Origin of the sequence: Actinokineospora sp. PR83, assembly GCF_021056305.1 — a bacterium.
Classification (GTDB): Bacteria; Actinomycetota; Actinomycetes; order Mycobacteriales; family Pseudonocardiaceae; genus Actinokineospora; species Actinokineospora spheciospongiae.
In genome coordinates this window covers 1-14,975 of sequence record NZ_JAJCXD010000019.1, presented here as the reverse complement: position 1 = coordinate 14,975, position 14,975 = coordinate 1, and the positions used below count along the sequence as shown (strand labels likewise).

Genomic DNA, 14,975 nt, shown 5'->3' with positions numbered 1-14,975 from the left:
TCGGCTCATGACGGCTGTCGACCGATGCAGTGAGCGCACGCGGGCCTGGGTGAACGAGGCCGTCCGGATCATCGAGGCGGACGCCAACCGCAGCGCAGACACGCACCTGCTGCCCTTCCCGCTCCCGACCGAGTGGGGAGTCCGGCTCTACCTGAAGGACGAGTCCACCCACCCCACCGGCTCGCTCAAGCACCGGCTCGCCCGCTCGCTGTTCCTCTACGGCATCTGCAACGGCTGGATCGTCGGCGGCACCCCGGTGATCGAGGCGTCCTCGGGCTCCACCGCGGTCTCCGAGGCGTACTTCGCCAGGATGCTCGGGCTGCCGTTCATCGCCGTCATGCCGCGCACCACCAGCCCCGAGAAGATCCGCCTGATCGAGCGCGAGGGCGGCCGCTGCCACTTCGTCGACTCCCCGGGCGAGATGTACACCGAGGCGCGCAGGCTGGCCGACGAGCTGGACGGGCACTTCCTCGACCAGTTCACCCACGCCGAGCGGGCCACCGACTGGCGCGGCAACAACAACATCGCCGAGTCGATCTTCCAGCAGATGGCGCTGGAACCGCACCCGGAACCGGACTGGGTGGTCGTCGGCGCGGGCACCGGCGGCACCAGCGCCACCATCGGCCGCTACATCCGCTACCGCAGGCTCGGCACCCGGCTGGCCGTGGTCGACCCGGAGAACTCGGTGTTCTTCGACGCCTGGCGCGACACCGACCCGGACCTGACCGGGGCGTGCGGCTCGCGGATCGAGGGCATCGGGCGGCCCAGGGTGGAGCCGTCGTTCCTCGGGCAGGTCGTCGACCGGATGGTGAAGGTGCCCGACGCGGCCTCCATCGCCGCCGCCCGGCTGGCCGAGCGGGTCCTCGGTCGGCGCGTCGGCGGTTCCACCGGGACGAACCTGTGCGGCGCGTTCCAGGTCATCGCGGAACTGCGCGCGGCCGGGCGCGCGGGCAGCGTCGTCACCCTGCTCTGCGACGGCGGCGAGCGCTACTCGCACACCTACTACGACGACGAGTGGCTCGCCGCCAACGACATCGACATCACCCCGCACCTGGCGTCGCTGGAGGAGTTCCTGCGCACCGGCGAGTGGTGACCGGCTCCGATTCGCATTGGAAAAGCACCACCGGAGTTCGGAACCGGTGTCCCCTGCGGACCGTCAACCCCGGGGTCAGGCACGGGAGTGGTGGGGAGCCGCGATGAGCGAGTTCATGGTCGAGACAGCACAGTTGCGCGGGTACGCGGGATTGTTGGAGCGCAACGCGGGGCACTTCTCGGCGATCGGGGGTCACGCCAGGGACAAGGGCGGCGACACCAGCGGTTTCACCGGCCTGCTGTCCCTGCTGGTCCCGGTGGTCGACGGGGCGGTCGGCCTGTACGCGGAGACGCTGAAGTTCGGGCACGACAAGATGTCCGAGCTGCACCGGTCCCTCACCGGAGCCGCGGACGCCTACGACCGCGCGGACGCCACCAACGTCACCCGGATGACCACTGTGGACACCGTGTCGAACATCCCGACGGTGGGTGGCAACTGATGGGCTACGCGGACACCGCCGACCCGATCGCCGCCCTGAACAACGAGGCGAACCTCCAGGGCGGCCCCAGCATCTCCGACGCCATCAGCGAAGCGGGCGTGCAGGTCCAGGTCGTGAACTGGATCTGGGAGAAGGTCGTCGGCGACGACCTGGTCACCTCCCTCATCGCCCCCATCACCGGCGACTTCGAGAAGATCGCCACCACCGGCAAGCAGTGGGACAACGTCTGCGACGCCCTCCAGGCCGTCCGCGACAACCTCAACACCGGCCTCGACGAACTCGACCCGCACTGGGACGGCGCGGCGGCGGACGCCTTCGCCCTGCGCATCCGCACCATGTGGACAGTCGCGATCGAAGCGGACGCCCAAGCCGCCAAACTGGTCGGCACCGCCTTCGAGAAGGTCGCCGACGCCTCGAAGAAGGCGTGCGACCAGGCGCTCAAGCTCATCAAGAAGCTGGTCAACAAACTGCTCGAAGCCATCGCCCTGCTGCCCATCCCGGTGGTGGGCTGGGCCAAGGCGGTCAAGACGGTGATCGACGCCATCGAGATCTACAACGCGGTCATGACCATCATCAACGGCATCAAGGCCATCATCGAGGGCTGCAAGTCCGTCGTGCAGGGCGTCCAGGACCTGGGCAGCGCCATCGGCAAGATCAAGGACATCCGCAACGTCAACGACGCCATCAACTCCGCCAACGACATCTCCGACGCCCGCGACGACATCAACGCGGGCAAGGACCAGGCCGCGGGCGGCCTCAAGACCACGGCCAAGGGCGCCGTCTCGGCGGGCAAGAACGGCTACAAGGCCAACAAGCACTACGGCGAGTACCAGCAGGAACGCAACCCCGCCCCGGCCCCCGCGCCCGAACCCGAACCGGCGGCGAGCTGACCATGCCCGACGAGAACTGGAAGAACGTCCAACTCCGCGAGGCCGAAGCCGACCTGGACCTCGCCCTGGCCGCCCTGGACGCCACGGTCGCCGAAACCGCCGCCCGCTTCGCCGACACCCCCGAAACCACGCTGACGGACGAGGACGTCGAACTGATCTCGGCCCACAACCGGGGCCCGGACGCCACCCCCGCCCAACGAGCCCTCCAGGCCCGAATCGACGCGGGCGAGTTCACCTGGCGCGACATCACGAGCGGCCGGGCCGCGGGTGCGGAAGGGGTCCAGGAAGCGTTGGAGGCGGGTCTCCCGCAGATGCGGCAGGCGTACGCCCTCATCGAGGAGGGCCACACGCTGAACGAGATCATCGCCGCGGGCGTCCCCCCGGAGGACGACCCGGACGACTTCAGCGGACCGATCATGCGCAAACGCTAGCCGTTCCCGCCGAGAGCGGGCTGTTTTCCGGGCTACCGAGAGCGGGCTACCTCCTGGTGGCCCGCTCTCGGTTCTGCGTGCGGTTTGCTTGGCTGCCCGGCTCAAAGCGCCGGGGTTTTGGTGGGGTGCCCGGCTGGGTGGATGTGCTTGGCCGGGGGCCCTACGGCGATCATGGGCCCAGTGTGACCGGGTGGGGTCGGCCATGCGGGCGAGGTGCGCGGCAGGCGAGCCGGGCAGGTGGCTGGGTGGGGTGGGTCAGACCACCGCGGTCACGGCTTCGCCGACTGCGGCGCGGAGGCGGGCGTGCAGGTCGCGGAGGCGGTCGCGGTCGGCGCGGACTTCGACTACCCGCAGGCCCGGGGTGGGGGTGAGGGCTGAGCGGAGTTCGGTCGGGGTGGTGACCAGGGTGTGGGGCACGCCGTAGCCCGTGCACAGCGCGCCGAGGTCGGCGCCGGTGGGGGTGCCGAAGACGCGTTCGAAGCCGTTCTGGTGCTCGGCGGCGCCCTGTTCCAGGAGGGAGAAGATGCCGCCGCCGTCGTCGTTGAGGACTACGGCGCAGAGGTCGGGGCGGGGCTCGGTGGGGCCGATGAGGAGGGCGTTGGCGTCGTGCAGGAAGGTCAGGTCGCCCATCAGGGCGTAGCCGGGCGCGGTGCTGCCCAGGCCCACGCCGACCGCGGTGGAGAGGTTGCCGTCGATGCCCGCCACGCCGCGGTTGGCGTGGATGGTGACGTCGGGGCGGGGGGTGGAGACCAGGTCCAGGTCGCGGACCGGGTTCGAGGAGCCGAGGACCAAGGACGCGCCGGTGGGGAGTGCCTCCAGCACCTCGCGGGCCACGTGCAGGCCGGTGGGCCAGGTCTCCTCACCGAGCAGCTTCTCCACCGCCAGGGTCGCCGCCTGCTCGGCCTCGCGCCACGCCGACAGCCAGGCGGGGTCGTGGTCGGTGACCCAGCGCAGGTCGTCCTCGTCCAGCCAGCCGCGCACGTGGGTGGCCACGTACTGCGGGTCGGTCCACTGCGGGTGGTCGCCGATGCCGTACACCGCGACCCGGTCCATCAGCCCGCGCACCCCGCGCGACAGCGTGGGCCTGCCGACGACGATCACCGCCTCCGGCCGCAGCGACGGCGGGAGCGCACCGGTGCCCAGCAGCAGCGGCCCGCCGCGCAGCACCGCCGCCCCACCGGCCAGCGCCGCCGCGGCGCCCACCGGTTCGGCCACCACCGGCCAGCCCGCCCGCGCCGCCACCCCGGCCGCCGCCGTGGCCCGCACCGGGTCGCCGCTGCCGACGACCACCACCGACCGGGCGGGCAGCGGGAAGTCGACCCGGTTGTCCGGCACCGACCGCGGCACCGACGACGTCGTCCACCGCGCCCCACCCGGCCGCCCGGTCAGCGCGTCCGGCCACGAATCGCCGAAGGTGGGCACCAGGGGCTCGCGGAACGGGATGTTGAGCTGCACCGGGATGCCGGTCTCCGCCCGCGCCACCCCCCGGCACACCAGCCCGCGCCACACCGGGTTCTGCCCGGTCCGCCGCTCGGCCACCGGGAAGTCCACCGCCACCGCCGCGCTGCCGAAGATGCCGCGCTGGTCGATGGTCTGGTTCGCGCCGCTGCCGTGCAGCTCCGGCGGCCGGTCCGCGGTGATCAGCAGCAACCCGACCCCGGAGTGGTGCGCCTCCAGCACCGACGGGTGCAGGTTCGCCACCGCCGTCCCCGACGTGCACACCACCGCCGCGGGCCGCCCGGTCGCCCGCCCCAACCCCAGCGCCACGAACCCGGCCGACCGCTCGTCCACCCGCACGTGCAGCGTCACCCGCCCCGCGACCGCCGCCTCGTGCAGCGCCAGGCTCAACGGCGCGTTGCGCGACCCCGGGCACAGCACCACCTGCCGCACGTCGTTGCGCACCAGTTCGTCGACCACCACGGTGGCCATCGCGGTGGACGGGTTCACCACAACTCCATTCCCTCATCGCCCCTCGGCACCCGGCGCGGCAACCGGGCACGCGGTACCCGCCCACCCACCGCCCACCACGGCACCGGGTCGATCACTGTGTCGCCCGGCAGCGGACAGCCGCGATCCGCCGGAGCGGTGGCCGGGCGCGTGCTTGCGGGCCGTGGTCCGGCCATCGCGGTGGTGGCTCGGTGGGCTTCGACGGCCCGCAAGCCGATCATCGCCGCGGCCGCGCCTGCGGCCGGGTTCGCCTCGGCGGCCCGTGGGCTCGCCGCCGCGGTGGTGGCCGGGGTGCTGTGGGTGGCCCGGGGGGCTGCCGGTGTGGTGGCCGGGTTTGCGGGGGTGGCCCGCGGTTCGGCTGCTGTGGTGGTCGGGGCGTTCGCCCGGAGGCCGGGTCGGCGCGTGGCCGGGGGCGTGGGGGGCGCCCAGCGGGTGGTCGCGGGGGCTCGTGGGGCGGTCACGCGGGTGGGCGCGTTCGGCACGGCCGCCTCATTCCGCCCGGGCCGGGAACAGCACCCTGGCCCGCAGGGACCAGCGGGCCAGGGCCCGGCCCGCGTCCGTCAGGGCCACTCGGCGGCCGGTCGGGTCGGCGTCCACCGCTTCGAGGACCCACAGCCTGCGCAGGAAGTGCTCGCCCAGTTCGGTGGCGTTGGCGGGGCCCGGTTCGCCCGACCAGCCCTCCTCGGCCAGCACGAACGCGATCTTCTCGAACACCCTGGCCGGGGCCATGCGCTCTTCGAGCAGCAGGGACGCGAACACGACCTCCTGGACCGCGCCCAGCACCGTCCGCTCCCGCGTCACCAGGCGTTCGCCGACGGTCATCAGCAGGGAGTCGGCGTCGCCGATGAGGGCGGCGCCCTGGTCGGTGAGGCGGAGTCGGCCGCCCTCGCGCGTGAGCAGGTCCATCCGCTCGGCCAGTTCGCGCAGCAGGGCCACCGGGGGCCACTGCGACTCGCTGCGGCCCGTGCCCGCACCGCCGCGGCAGGCGGGCATGACCTCCACCAGCGTCGCCACCAGGGCCGTGGGCAGGTAGCCGCTGCCGGTCAGCTTCGCCCCGGCACCCCGGCAGGACTCCAGCAGGACGGTCAGGGCGGGCAGGCGCTCCTCGGTGGTCTCCGGGGCCCGGCGGACCTCCGGGCGCAGCCGCACCAGCATCTCGCGGCGGGTCTGGCTGCCGCGGCGGGTGAACCAGGCGTCGAGGCGCTCGTCGAGCAGCCGGGCGAACCAGGACTCCTCGCCCTCGGACTCCGGGCTGGTCAGCAGGCGCATCACCAGGCCGACCCGCATCGGTTCGCCGCTGCCGTCGGCGGGCAGCGTGCCCTGCTCGACGGCCTCCTCCAGCAGCCTGCCGCAGGCGGCGTGCAGGGCTGTCTCGACCGGCCCGCCGTCCTCGGCCCAGCTCAGCACGGGGGTGTCCGGCGGCCACACGCCCGAGGCCGCCCACGCCGCGGCCACCAGCTCCCGGTAGCGCGGCCGGTCGGCGGCGGCGTCGAGGATCTCGTGCGTGACCGCCGAGCGGCACAGCCCGGCGTACTCCTCGTGCCCGAGCAGGAACAGCAGCTCGGCGAAGGACTCGCAGGTCTGGTGCAGGTCGTCGAAGGCGCCCTCGCCGCCGGGGCTGTGGTGGGCGCCGGGCAGCGTGCGCCACACCATCTGCTGCACGTCGTAGCGGGTGACCTTCGTCGGGTGTGCGGCGGTGGCCCGCATCACGTGCCAGAGCGCGTGTGCGTGCTTCGCCGCGGTGTCGTCCCGCGCGCGGATCACGTCCAGCGCGGAGTCCAGGTCGTGCACGGGTCCAGCTTTACACGCCGACCCGCAACCCCGCGAACGGCTGTCCACAGGGCGTCGGGCATCCTCGGGCGCGTGGCTGAACGCGAGGTTTCCGAGTTGTTCGACCCGGCGCAGTGGACCGAGGTCGCCGGGTTCGACTTCACCGACATCACCTACCACCGGGCGGTGGGCACCGGGGCCGTGCGCATCGCGTTCGACCGGCCGGAGGTGCGCAACGCCTTCCGCCCGCACACCGTCGACGAGCTGTACCGGGCGCTGGACCACGCGCGGATGAGCTCCGACATCGGCTGCGTGCTGCTCACCGGCAACGGCCCCTCGGCCAAGGACGGCGGCTGGGCGTTCTGCTCCGGCGGCGACCAGCGCATCCGTGGTCGCACCGGCTACCAGTACGCCAGCGGCGACACCTCGGAGACGGTCGACCCGGCCCGCGCCGGGCGGCTGCACATCCTGGAGGTGCAGCGGCTGATCCGGTTCATGCCCAAGGTCGTCATCGCCGTGGTCCCCGGCTGGGCCGCGGGCGGCGGGCACAGCCTGCACGTGACCTGCGACCTCACCCTCGCCAGCGCCGAGCACGCCCGGTTCAAGCAGACCGACGCCGACGTGGGCAGCTTCGACGGCGGGTTCGGCTCGGCGTACCTGGCCCGGCAGGTGGGGCAGAAGTTCGCCAGGGAGATCTTCTTCCTCGGCCGCACCTACACCGCCGAGGACATGGTGGCGATGGGCGCGGTGAACCAGGCGGTGCCGCACGCGGAGCTGGAGGCGACCGCGCTGGAGTGGGCGCGCGAGGTCAACGGCAAGTCGCCCACGGCGCAGCGGATGCTCAAGTACGCCTTCAACGCCATCGACGACGGCCTGGTCGGGCAGCAGGTGTTCGCGGGGGAGACCACGCGGCTCGCCTACATGACCGACGAGGCCGTGGAGGGCCGCGACGCGTTCCTGGAGAAGCGCGACCCGGACTGGTCCCGCTTCCCCTACTACTACTGAGAACCGGCTGCTACTGAGAACCGGTCTGGGCGAGCAGGTAGCGCTCGTGGTCCTCGCGCAGCCGGTTCCACAGCACCCCGCGCCTGCTCTCGTCCACATCGGACAGAGGTAGCCGGAACAGGTCGGCCAGGGCGGCGAAGTAGTCGGCGCGGGCGGTGAGGACCGAGGAGTCCTCGCCGCCCGGGGCGACCGTTTGCAGTGCCAGGCCGCGCAGTTCGTGGATCACCCGCCCCTCGCGGCGGGCCACGGTGACGGTGCGGACGAACCCCGAATCGGGGGCTGTGGACAACTCCCGGTGCTTGTCGGTGAAGTCGGCGATACTGGCCTCGGAGGGAGCGAAGTCCATCCCGGCGAACGCACCACGAGGGTCGTGGTCGAAGCGCCAACCGCCGGGAACGACGTCCGAGGGGCGCAGCCGGAACCGGAACGGGTCGGCCCGGTGGTCGCCGGGCACCAGCGGCAGCGGGTCGCGCAGGCCGTCGCCGAGACCGGTGTCGACGAACCACCGCCCGCCCGCGCACCCGGGGGCGGGCAGGCCGTGCACCTCGATGGCCATGTGCGTGCCGGTGGCGCCGGGGGCCACCGGGTCGTTGCGGCCCTGCGCGCCGCCGACGCGCAGGTGGACGTCGAAGCCGAGCCAGTCCAGCAGCACCGCCAGGGCTCCGTTGAGGTGGTAGCAGTAGCCGCCGCGACCGGAGACCAGGTAGCCCATCGAGTCGAGGGGTTCGACGGTCCGCGGCTCGCGCAGGGCGATCCACACGACCTCGTACGGCACGCCCTCGATCTGCGCGCGGTGCAGCGCGCGCAGGGTGTCGAGGGTGGGTGGCGGCGGGCTCGGGAAGCCGAGCCGGGTCAGGTACGCGTCGCGCAGGCCCTCGTCGAGGGGGCGGCGCCAGGTGCGCTGCGGCACGGCTCAGGCGGGGTCGAGCGGCCGGGGTGCGCCCGCGCGCCGCCCGGTCGGCGAAAGCGGTGCCCCGGCAGGCGGTTCCGCGCGGCGGGTCGCCGGAAAGGTGGAGACCTTCTGCGGCATCGCCTGGGGTCCTCTCGTCCGGGTGAGCGGGTCCGTCGCAGCGTAGGGGCAGAGATCGGTCTGCTGGAAGGATGGGCGCATGCGAGTGGTCGAACTGGCAGGCGGTCCCGGCCCCCTGGTCGGGCCGCTGCGGGCGGCGTTGGACGGCACCGGACCGGCGGTGCTGCCGCTGGCGGCGGGGGAGTCCGCCGCGGCGATGCGGCCGGACCTGCCGGTGGAGCCGGGCACCGCGCTGGTCGTCCGGACGTCCGGGTCGACCGGTGCGCCCAAGGGGGTGCTGCTGCCCGCCGCGGCGCTGCGCGCCTCCGCCGAGGCCACGCACGCCCGGCTGGGCGGGCCGGGGACCTGGCTGCTGGCCATGCCCGCGCACCACATCGCCGGGGTGCAGGTCGTGGTGCGCTCGCTGCTGGCCGGGACCCCGCTGTCCGTGCTGCCGCCCGGGAGCTTCCGGGGGCGGGTGTTCGTGGAGTCGGCGGCGGACGTGCTCACCGCGGACGGCCCCCGCTACACCGCGCTGGTGCCGACCCAGCTCACCCGGCTGCTCGCCGAGGGCGGTGCCGCCCTGGCCGCGCTGCGCGCCTTCGACGGGGTGCTGGTCGGCGGTGCCGCCACCCCGCCCGCCCTGCTCGACCGCGCCCGCGCCGAGGGCGTCCGCGTCCGCACCACCTACGGCATGAGCGAGACCTCGGGCGGCTGCGTCTACGACGGCGTCCCCCTCGACGGCGTGCGCGTGCGCACCGCAGACGGCCTGGTCCACCTGGCCGGGCCGACCCTGGCCTCGGGCTACCGCCTCGACCCCGGCAACCCCGCCTTCGCGGGCGGCTGGTTCCGCACCAACGACCTCGGCGCGTTCGACGGCCGGGTGCTGACCGTCCTCGGCCGGGCCGACGACGTGATCAACACCGGTGGGGAGAAGGTGCCGCCCGCCGCCGTGGAGCGGGTGTTGACCGGGTGCCCCGGGGTGCTGGAGGCCTGCGTCGTCGGCCTGCCCGACCCCGAGTGGGGGCAGTCGGTGGCCGCCGCGGTGGTCGTCTCCGGGTCCGTCGACGTGCGGGGGCTCGTGGCCGCGGTGCGCGCGGAGCTGGGGCCGGTGGCCGCGCCGAAGCGGGTGCGGGTGGTGGCCGGGCTGCCGCTACGCGGGCCCGGGAAGGTCGACCGCACCGCCGTCGCCGCGCTGCTCGGCGAGGTGGCCGCCGATGCCGTCGAGGAGGCGCTGTAGGCCGAAGTCGAACAGCTCGTCCAGCTCCAGGTCGACCCCGCCCGCCACCGTGCGGGCGAACACCGGGAAGCGGCCGGTGGCCAGCACCGCCCGCAGCGCGGTCGACTGGGTGTCCATCCACTGCTCGTCGGTCAGCCCGGACGCGCTCTCCGCCTCGCGCTCCCACTCCAGGTTCACCGCGGTGCCGCGCACGTGGTTGAACACCGTGACGTACACCTGGAACGCCACCGCGGGCGCCAGGCCCAGGCCGTCGAGCGAGCGCAGCATCCACTCCGAGTGGGCCACCGCGTTCGGCAGCAGTTGCGGCCGGGTCAGCGAGAGCGCGTGCGCCAGCCAGGGGTGGCGCCGGTAGACCGCCCACTGCGCCCGGGCGGCGACCTCCAGCCCCGTGCGCCAGTCCGGGGGAGCGGTGTCCGGCAGCGGCACGGTGCCCAGGGCGTGGTCGATCATCAGCAGCACCAGCTCGTCCTTGCCCGCGACGTGCCGGTACGGCGCCATCGTCGCCACGCCGAGCCGGGCGGCGATCCCGCGCATGGACAGCGCCGCCAGCCCCTCGGCGTCGGCGAGTTCCACGGCCACCTCGACGATCCGGCCCCGCGACAGCTCCGGCTCGCGCCTGCGCACCGGAACCCCGGCCGCGACCACCGTGCCGATCCGCGGCAGCGCCTCGACCACGCCCTCGCGGCGCAGCACGGCCAGGGCCTTGGTCGCGGTCGCCAGGGCCACGCCCCACTCCCGGGTGATCTCCCTGGTGGAGGGCACGCGGTCACCCGGCCGCAGCTCCCCGTCGGCCACCCGCCGCCGGATCTCCGCGGCGATGACCAGGTACGGCGCGTCCATGTCCCACCCTCCCTGTCCTAGTACAGCAGGAACAACTGTACTACTGGTGACCTGCTGAAACGCTGTGTACTTTGCTCTCTATGACAGCATACGACGTACACACAGTTCTGGTGTCCGGCGCAGGGGTGGCCGGTCCCGCCCTCGCCTACTGGCTGCGCCACCACGGCTTCGCCCCGACCGTCGTCGAGCGCGCCCCGGCTCCGCGACCGGGCGGGCAGGCCATCGACGTCCGCGGCCCCGCCGTCGAGGTGCTCGACCGCATGGGCGTGCTCGCCGAGGTCCGCGCCGCCCGCACCGGCACCCTCGGCACGTCCTACGTGGACGCCGAGGGCGCCGAACTGTCCCGCACCGAGGGCGAGACCTTCACCGGCGGCCCGGTCGACGGCCCCGACATCGAGGTCCTCCGCGACGACCTGTCGGACACCCTCGTCCGCGCCGCCCCCGCCGAGTACCTCTACGGCGACACGATCACGGCCCTCGACCAGGACGACCACGGCGTGCTGGTCCACTTCGAGCGCTCCGCCCCACGCCGCTTCGACCTGGTCATCGGCGCCGACGGCCTGCACTCCCGGGTCCGCTCCCTGGCCTTCGGCGAGGTCGCCCTGCACCACCTCGGCGTGGCGCTGGCCGTGTTCAGCACCCCCAACACCTTCGGCCTCGACCGCTGGCAGGTCTTCCACAGCAGCGACGCGGGCATGGTCGGCGTCTACAGCGCCCGCGCCAACGCCGAGGCCCGGGTGGTCATGGGCTGGCACTGCACCGACCTGCCCCGCGACCCCGAGGCCCAGCGCACCCTGGTCGCCGAGGCATTCGCGGGCGGCGGCTGGGAAACCCCCGCCCTGGTCGAGGCCATGCTGACCGCGCCGGACTTCTACTGCGACACCATGAGCCAGGTCCACCTCGACACCTGGTCGCGCGGCCGGGTCGGCCTGCTCGGCGACGCCGCGCACTGCCCGTCCCCGCTGTCCGGGCAGGGCACCAGCCTGGCCCTGGTCGGCGCGTACGTGCTGGCGGGCGAACTGACCCACGGCGGTGGCCTCGCCGGGTACGAGTCGGCGATGTGCGAGTACGTGCGGCTCAACCAGGCCCTCGCCACCGAGCACCAGGGCGCCCCGCCGCCCCCGGAGGCCATGCGCAAAGCGGTGGACGCCATCGACCTCAAGGCGTACTAGGAACGCATGGACCTCGCAGTGGCCACCCTCGCCGACCGCCCCGCCGCACTACGGCGTGGTCACCGAGCGCCCGGTATCGACCCTCAAGCCCTTGTCGGCGTGTTCGAGTGTGTCCTATCGGCGTGCTCACGTGTAGTGTGATGGCAGCTAGCCGTCGTGGGCGGCGAGCGAGTCGCAAGGCCAGGTGCACCTGGGGCAGACCGGGACCCTGGCCTTACGCATGTCCGCAACCGGTGTCGACCGCCAGCTCATAGAGGCGGTCCGCCAGCGCGGCCTTGAAACCAGGTTTGCCCATCCTCTCCGCCCTGACCGCCCCGGCGACGATGTCGGCGGCCCAGAACAGCGGCTCCGCCGCGCCCGCTCGGTGCTCGGCCTGGAAGCAGGCGCCCTTGGGCAGGTTATAGCGGGCGCCGATCACCGTCCGCAGGTCGCGGTCGTCGAGCTGAGCGGTGCGGGCCTCGATCAGCAGCAGCTCCACGCCCCAGCCGTGCAGCTCGGTGACCATCCGCTCCAGGCACTTCGCCCTGGCCCGCTCCTGCCGCTTCGCCGGGACCGGCGTGCCGACCGCCACCACGCTCATCGAATCGAGGGCCGCCACGGTCCGCGCGGCGGCGTGGCGCTGCCCGGTGTCCATCTCGTTCCAGTGCAGTTTGCTGATCGCCCGCGTGCCGCGCAGGCGCAGCATCTCGGCCCGGGCGTGCTGTTCGGCGCCTGGTTCGAACACCGCAGCGGCGAGGACATAGAACCCTGAACCGGCGGCCTCCAGGAAGGACTCGTCCATGAAGGCGGTGGCGGGCGGTGCGGGCGGGGGGATCCCGTGGAGCATCGGATGAGCGTAATGGTCGCCACCCGTGGGCGGGGGCGCCGTTGCCATCGGTGAAGATGGTGGGCATGGCGACTGTGGCGGAGTGGATCGAAGGCGCGCGGGTGCGGACGTTGCCGAACTCCGTGGCGCCGGTGCTGGTGGGGGCGGGGGCCGCTGTCGCCGGGGGTGGGTTCTCTTGGGTGCGGGCGGTGTTGGCGTTGGTGGTGTCGTTGTCGTTGCAGGTGGGGGTGAACTACGCCAACGACTACTCCGACGGGGTTCGGGGGACCGATGCCGAGCGGGTGGGGCCGTTGCGGTTGGTGGGGTCGGGGGTGGCCGCGCCGGGGTCGGTGAAGGGGGCGGCGTTCGCCTGCTTCGGGATCGGGGCGGTGGCGGGGTTGGTGCTCGTGGCGCTGTCGGGGTACTGGTGGCTGTTGCTGCTGGGGGCCGTCAGCATCGCGGGGGCGTGGTTCTACACCGGTGGCGACAGGCCGTACGGGTACTCCGGGTGGGGTGAGGTCGCGGTCTTCCTGTTCTTCGGGGTGTTCGCGGTGTTGGGGACCGAGTACGTGCAGACCGGGCGGGTCAGTTGGGTCGGGGTTGGTGGGGCGGTGGCGATGGGGGGGTTCTCCGCGGCCGTGCTCGTGGCGAACAACCTGCGGGACGTTCCCACCGACCGGGTCGCGGGGAAGAACACGCTGGCGGTGCGGCTCGGGGAGGAGCGGACCCGCGTCCTCTACGCCGCCCTGGTGGTGCTGCCGTTCCTGGTGAGCGTCGCGCTGGTGCTGTGGACGCCGTGGGCGTTGGCGGGCGTCGTGGCGGTTGTGCTGGTGGTTCCGGGGTTGAAGTTGGTGCTGGGCAAGGAGACCGGGCTCAACCTGATCCCCGTGTTGAAGCAGACCGGGTTGGCGATGCTGCTCTGGGCGGCCGTCACCACCGCCGCCCTCACCCTCGCCCGATAGCCGCCAGGCCCGCCCGCGCCCACCGCTCGGCCCGCGCCCCCGCGCCGGGGGCAGGCGCCGAACCGGCCGGGGTGCGGCAGCGCTCGGCCTCCGCCCGGTCGTCCAGTTCGAATTCCAGCCGCGACAGCAGGTCCCGCGCCGGGCGCGGGCGGCGCGCGTACGGGGCGGTCACCGTCACCACCACGACGACCGACCCCAGCACCCACGGCCACGCCTCCACCGGTCAGTGCACCCGCTCGCGGAGCCCGCGCACCCGGGCCTCCACCTCGGACAGGGAGGTGCCGGGGCGGGCGGCTTCCCAGTCGGACAGGGCGCGGAGGTAGTCGCGGGACAGGGCGCCGAGTTCCGGGGCCGGGGGGAGGTGGACCATCCGCATGGCGACCAGCGCCAGTTCGGCTCCCAGGTCCGCCCGCCGCTCCCGCCACGCCGCGCGTTCGCGCCGCCGGTCGTCGAGGTGGGCGAGGCCGCGTTCCAGCAGCCCGGACCCGCCGTGCACGCCCACCACGACGGCGCCGACCAAGCCGACGGCGAGGAGGTAGCGGTACGCCGGGAAGTGGAACGCGCGGACCTCGCGCAGCAGCTCGCCGCGGGCGAGGTCGTTGTCGTACATGGCGGCGAGCTGCTCGGCCATGGCCCGGTGGTCGTGGCGGAGGAACTGGGTGGTGTTGTCGTAGGCGGTCCAGGTGGCGAAGTCCCAGCCGAAGCGGTCGGTGGTGAGCGGCAGGTCGTCGCTCTCGCAACCGTGCTCGAACCGGCCGTCGACGACCAGGACGTTCACGATGCCGTCGATGGTGTCGGTGACGGCCGTGCAGCCCTCGGACTCGTCCGCGGCGAGCGGGGACCCGGCGGCGACGACCACCATGGTCAGCGGGCGCTCCCCGATCGCCCGCCGGACCCCGTCCGCGTCGACGCCCACCACCCCCGGCTCGACCCACACCACGTCCCGGTCCAGCGCCGCCACCGCCGACCGCGCAGGCGAGAACAGCAGCAGCAGGTCCACCCAGCTCAGGGCCACCACCGCGGCCACGCCCAGCGCGACCAGCCAGCGGCGCGGCACCCTCCACCCCGCCCGCGCGCTCACCGCGCCACCCCCAGCAGCCCCGCGGCCTCGGTGAGCCGGTCCCGCGCGGTCTCCGCCGCACCCCGCGCGGTCGGCAGGTCGCCGTCCGCGACGAGCAGGTCCCTGGCCACGGCGTACCGCTCGGTGGCGCCGGTGACCAGCTCGGCGGCCCGGCCGTCGCGGGCCAGGCCGTCGAGCCGGGCGATCTCGCCCGCCAGGGCGGTGACCTCGGCGGCGAGCCTGCCCCTGGCGACCCGCTCGGCCGCCGCCCGCTCCCGCCGCAACCGCGACGGGCGGCGGCGCAGCGCCACC

Annotated in this window: 16 protein-coding genes; 8 read left to right on the top strand and 8 right to left on the bottom strand. The window is 73.8% G+C overall.

Annotated features, from left to right (window positions below; translation table 11 throughout):
- Nucleotides 1-7 precede the first annotated feature (7 nt).
- From L6E12_RS06560 to L6E12_RS06545, 4 genes are all read left to right on the top strand, one after another.
- Complete coding sequence (locus tag L6E12_RS06560) at nucleotides 8-1,093, top strand: PLP-dependent cysteine synthase family protein (protein WP_236226978.1); 1,086 nt, start codon at nucleotides 8-10, stop codon at nucleotides 1,091-1,093.
- Between the two features lie 103 nt (nucleotides 1,094-1,196).
- A complete protein-coding gene (locus tag L6E12_RS06555; protein ID WP_236226977.1) occupies nucleotides 1,197-1,532 on the top strand; it encodes a hypothetical protein in 336 nt (111 codons plus the stop codon).
- Nucleotides 1,532-2,422 (top strand): WXG100 family type VII secretion target, encoded by an 891-nt coding sequence (locus L6E12_RS06550; RefSeq protein ID WP_236226976.1) that lies wholly within the window; start codon nucleotides 1,532-1,534, stop codon nucleotides 2,420-2,422. Before L6E12_RS06555 ends, L6E12_RS06550 begins: the two co-directional genes overlap by 1 nt.
- Before the next feature lie 2 nt (nucleotides 2,423-2,424).
- The gene (locus L6E12_RS06545; protein WP_236226975.1) at nucleotides 2,425-2,853 is read left to right on the top strand and encodes a hypothetical protein; all 429 of its coding nucleotides are present in this window, start codon (nucleotides 2,425-2,427) and stop codon (nucleotides 2,851-2,853) included.
- A 255-nt stretch (nucleotides 2,854-3,108) separates the two neighbouring features.
- Here the strand turns inward: L6E12_RS06545 and menD are convergent, their stop codons facing one another.
- Together menD and L6E12_RS06530 are read right to left on the bottom strand one after the other, a co-directional pair.
- A complete protein-coding gene (menD, locus tag L6E12_RS06540; RefSeq protein WP_236226974.1) occupies nucleotides 3,109-4,800 on the bottom strand; it encodes a 2-succinyl-5-enolpyruvyl-6-hydroxy-3-cyclohexene-1-carboxylic-acid synthase in 1,692 nt (563 codons plus the stop codon).
- Between the two features lie 489 nt (nucleotides 4,801-5,289).
- Nucleotides 5,290-6,591, bottom strand: coding sequence for a hypothetical protein (locus L6E12_RS06530; RefSeq protein WP_236226973.1), 1,302 nt, complete (start codon nucleotides 6,589-6,591; stop codon nucleotides 5,290-5,292).
- A gap of 72 nt (nucleotides 6,592-6,663) precedes the next feature.
- On the opposite strand from L6E12_RS06530, the gene L6E12_RS06525 reads away from it, so the two are divergent.
- Nucleotides 6,664-7,575: a 1,4-dihydroxy-2-naphthoyl-CoA synthase gene (locus L6E12_RS06525; protein WP_236226972.1), complete on the top strand. Its 912-nt coding sequence runs from the start codon at nucleotides 6,664-6,666 to the stop codon at nucleotides 7,573-7,575.
- A 10-nt stretch (nucleotides 7,576-7,585) separates the two neighbouring features.
- Here the strand turns inward: L6E12_RS06525 and L6E12_RS06520 are convergent, their stop codons facing one another.
- Nucleotides 7,586-8,485, bottom strand: a complete 900-nt coding sequence (locus tag L6E12_RS06520; protein ID WP_236226971.1) for an arylamine N-acetyltransferase — start codon at nucleotides 8,483-8,485, stop codon at nucleotides 7,586-7,588.
- Nucleotides 8,486-8,684: 199 nt separating this feature from the next.
- On the opposite strand from L6E12_RS06520, the gene menE reads away from it, so the two are divergent.
- Nucleotides 8,685-9,824 carry an o-succinylbenzoate--CoA ligase gene (gene menE, locus L6E12_RS06515; RefSeq protein ID WP_236226970.1) on the top strand — a complete coding sequence of 380 codons (1,140 nt, stop codon included), beginning with the start codon at nucleotides 8,685-8,687 and terminating at the stop codon, nucleotides 9,822-9,824.
- Here menE and L6E12_RS06510 read toward each other — a convergent pair.
- The gene (locus L6E12_RS06510) at nucleotides 9,738-10,664 is read right to left on the bottom strand and encodes a TetR/AcrR family transcriptional regulator C-terminal domain-containing protein (RefSeq protein ID WP_236226969.1); all 927 of its coding nucleotides are present in this window, start codon (nucleotides 10,662-10,664) and stop codon (nucleotides 9,738-9,740) included. The genes menE and L6E12_RS06510 overlap by 87 nt on opposite strands.
- Nucleotides 10,665-10,774: 110 nt before the next feature.
- On the opposite strand from L6E12_RS06510, the gene L6E12_RS06505 reads away from it, so the two are divergent.
- The gene (locus L6E12_RS06505; RefSeq protein ID WP_236226968.1) at nucleotides 10,775-11,836 is read left to right on the top strand and encodes an FAD-dependent monooxygenase; all 1,062 of its coding nucleotides are present in this window, start codon (nucleotides 10,775-10,777) and stop codon (nucleotides 11,834-11,836) included.
- A gap of 214 nt (nucleotides 11,837-12,050) precedes the next feature.
- Here the strand turns inward: L6E12_RS06505 and L6E12_RS06500 are convergent, their stop codons facing one another.
- On the bottom strand, nucleotides 12,051-12,662 hold the full coding sequence (locus tag L6E12_RS06500) for a hypothetical protein (RefSeq protein ID WP_236226967.1): 612 nt from the start codon (nucleotides 12,660-12,662) through the stop codon (nucleotides 12,051-12,053).
- 65 nt (nucleotides 12,663-12,727) lie between these two features.
- Between L6E12_RS06500 and L6E12_RS06495 the strand changes: the two genes are divergently transcribed.
- Nucleotides 12,728-13,603, top strand: coding sequence for a 1,4-dihydroxy-2-naphthoate polyprenyltransferase (locus L6E12_RS06495; RefSeq protein WP_236226966.1), 876 nt, complete (start codon nucleotides 12,728-12,730; stop codon nucleotides 13,601-13,603).
- On the opposite strand, the gene L6E12_RS06490 is transcribed toward L6E12_RS06495, so the two are convergent.
- The 3 genes from L6E12_RS06490 to L6E12_RS06480 all read right to left on the bottom strand — a co-directional run.
- Complete coding sequence (locus tag L6E12_RS06490) at nucleotides 13,587-13,823, bottom strand: hypothetical protein (protein WP_236226965.1); 237 nt, start codon at nucleotides 13,821-13,823, stop codon at nucleotides 13,587-13,589. The two genes, L6E12_RS06495 and L6E12_RS06490, sit on opposite strands and share 17 nt — an antisense overlap.
- A 3-nt stretch (nucleotides 13,824-13,826) precedes the next feature.
- Nucleotides 13,827-14,684 (bottom strand): hypothetical protein, encoded by an 858-nt coding sequence (locus tag L6E12_RS06485; RefSeq protein ID WP_236226964.1) that lies wholly within the window; start codon nucleotides 14,682-14,684, stop codon nucleotides 13,827-13,829.
- Nucleotides 14,681-14,975: hypothetical protein (locus L6E12_RS06480; protein ID WP_236226963.1), on the bottom strand; the 295-nt coding region annotated here is incomplete at its 5' end. The genes L6E12_RS06485 and L6E12_RS06480, both read right to left, overlap by 4 nt.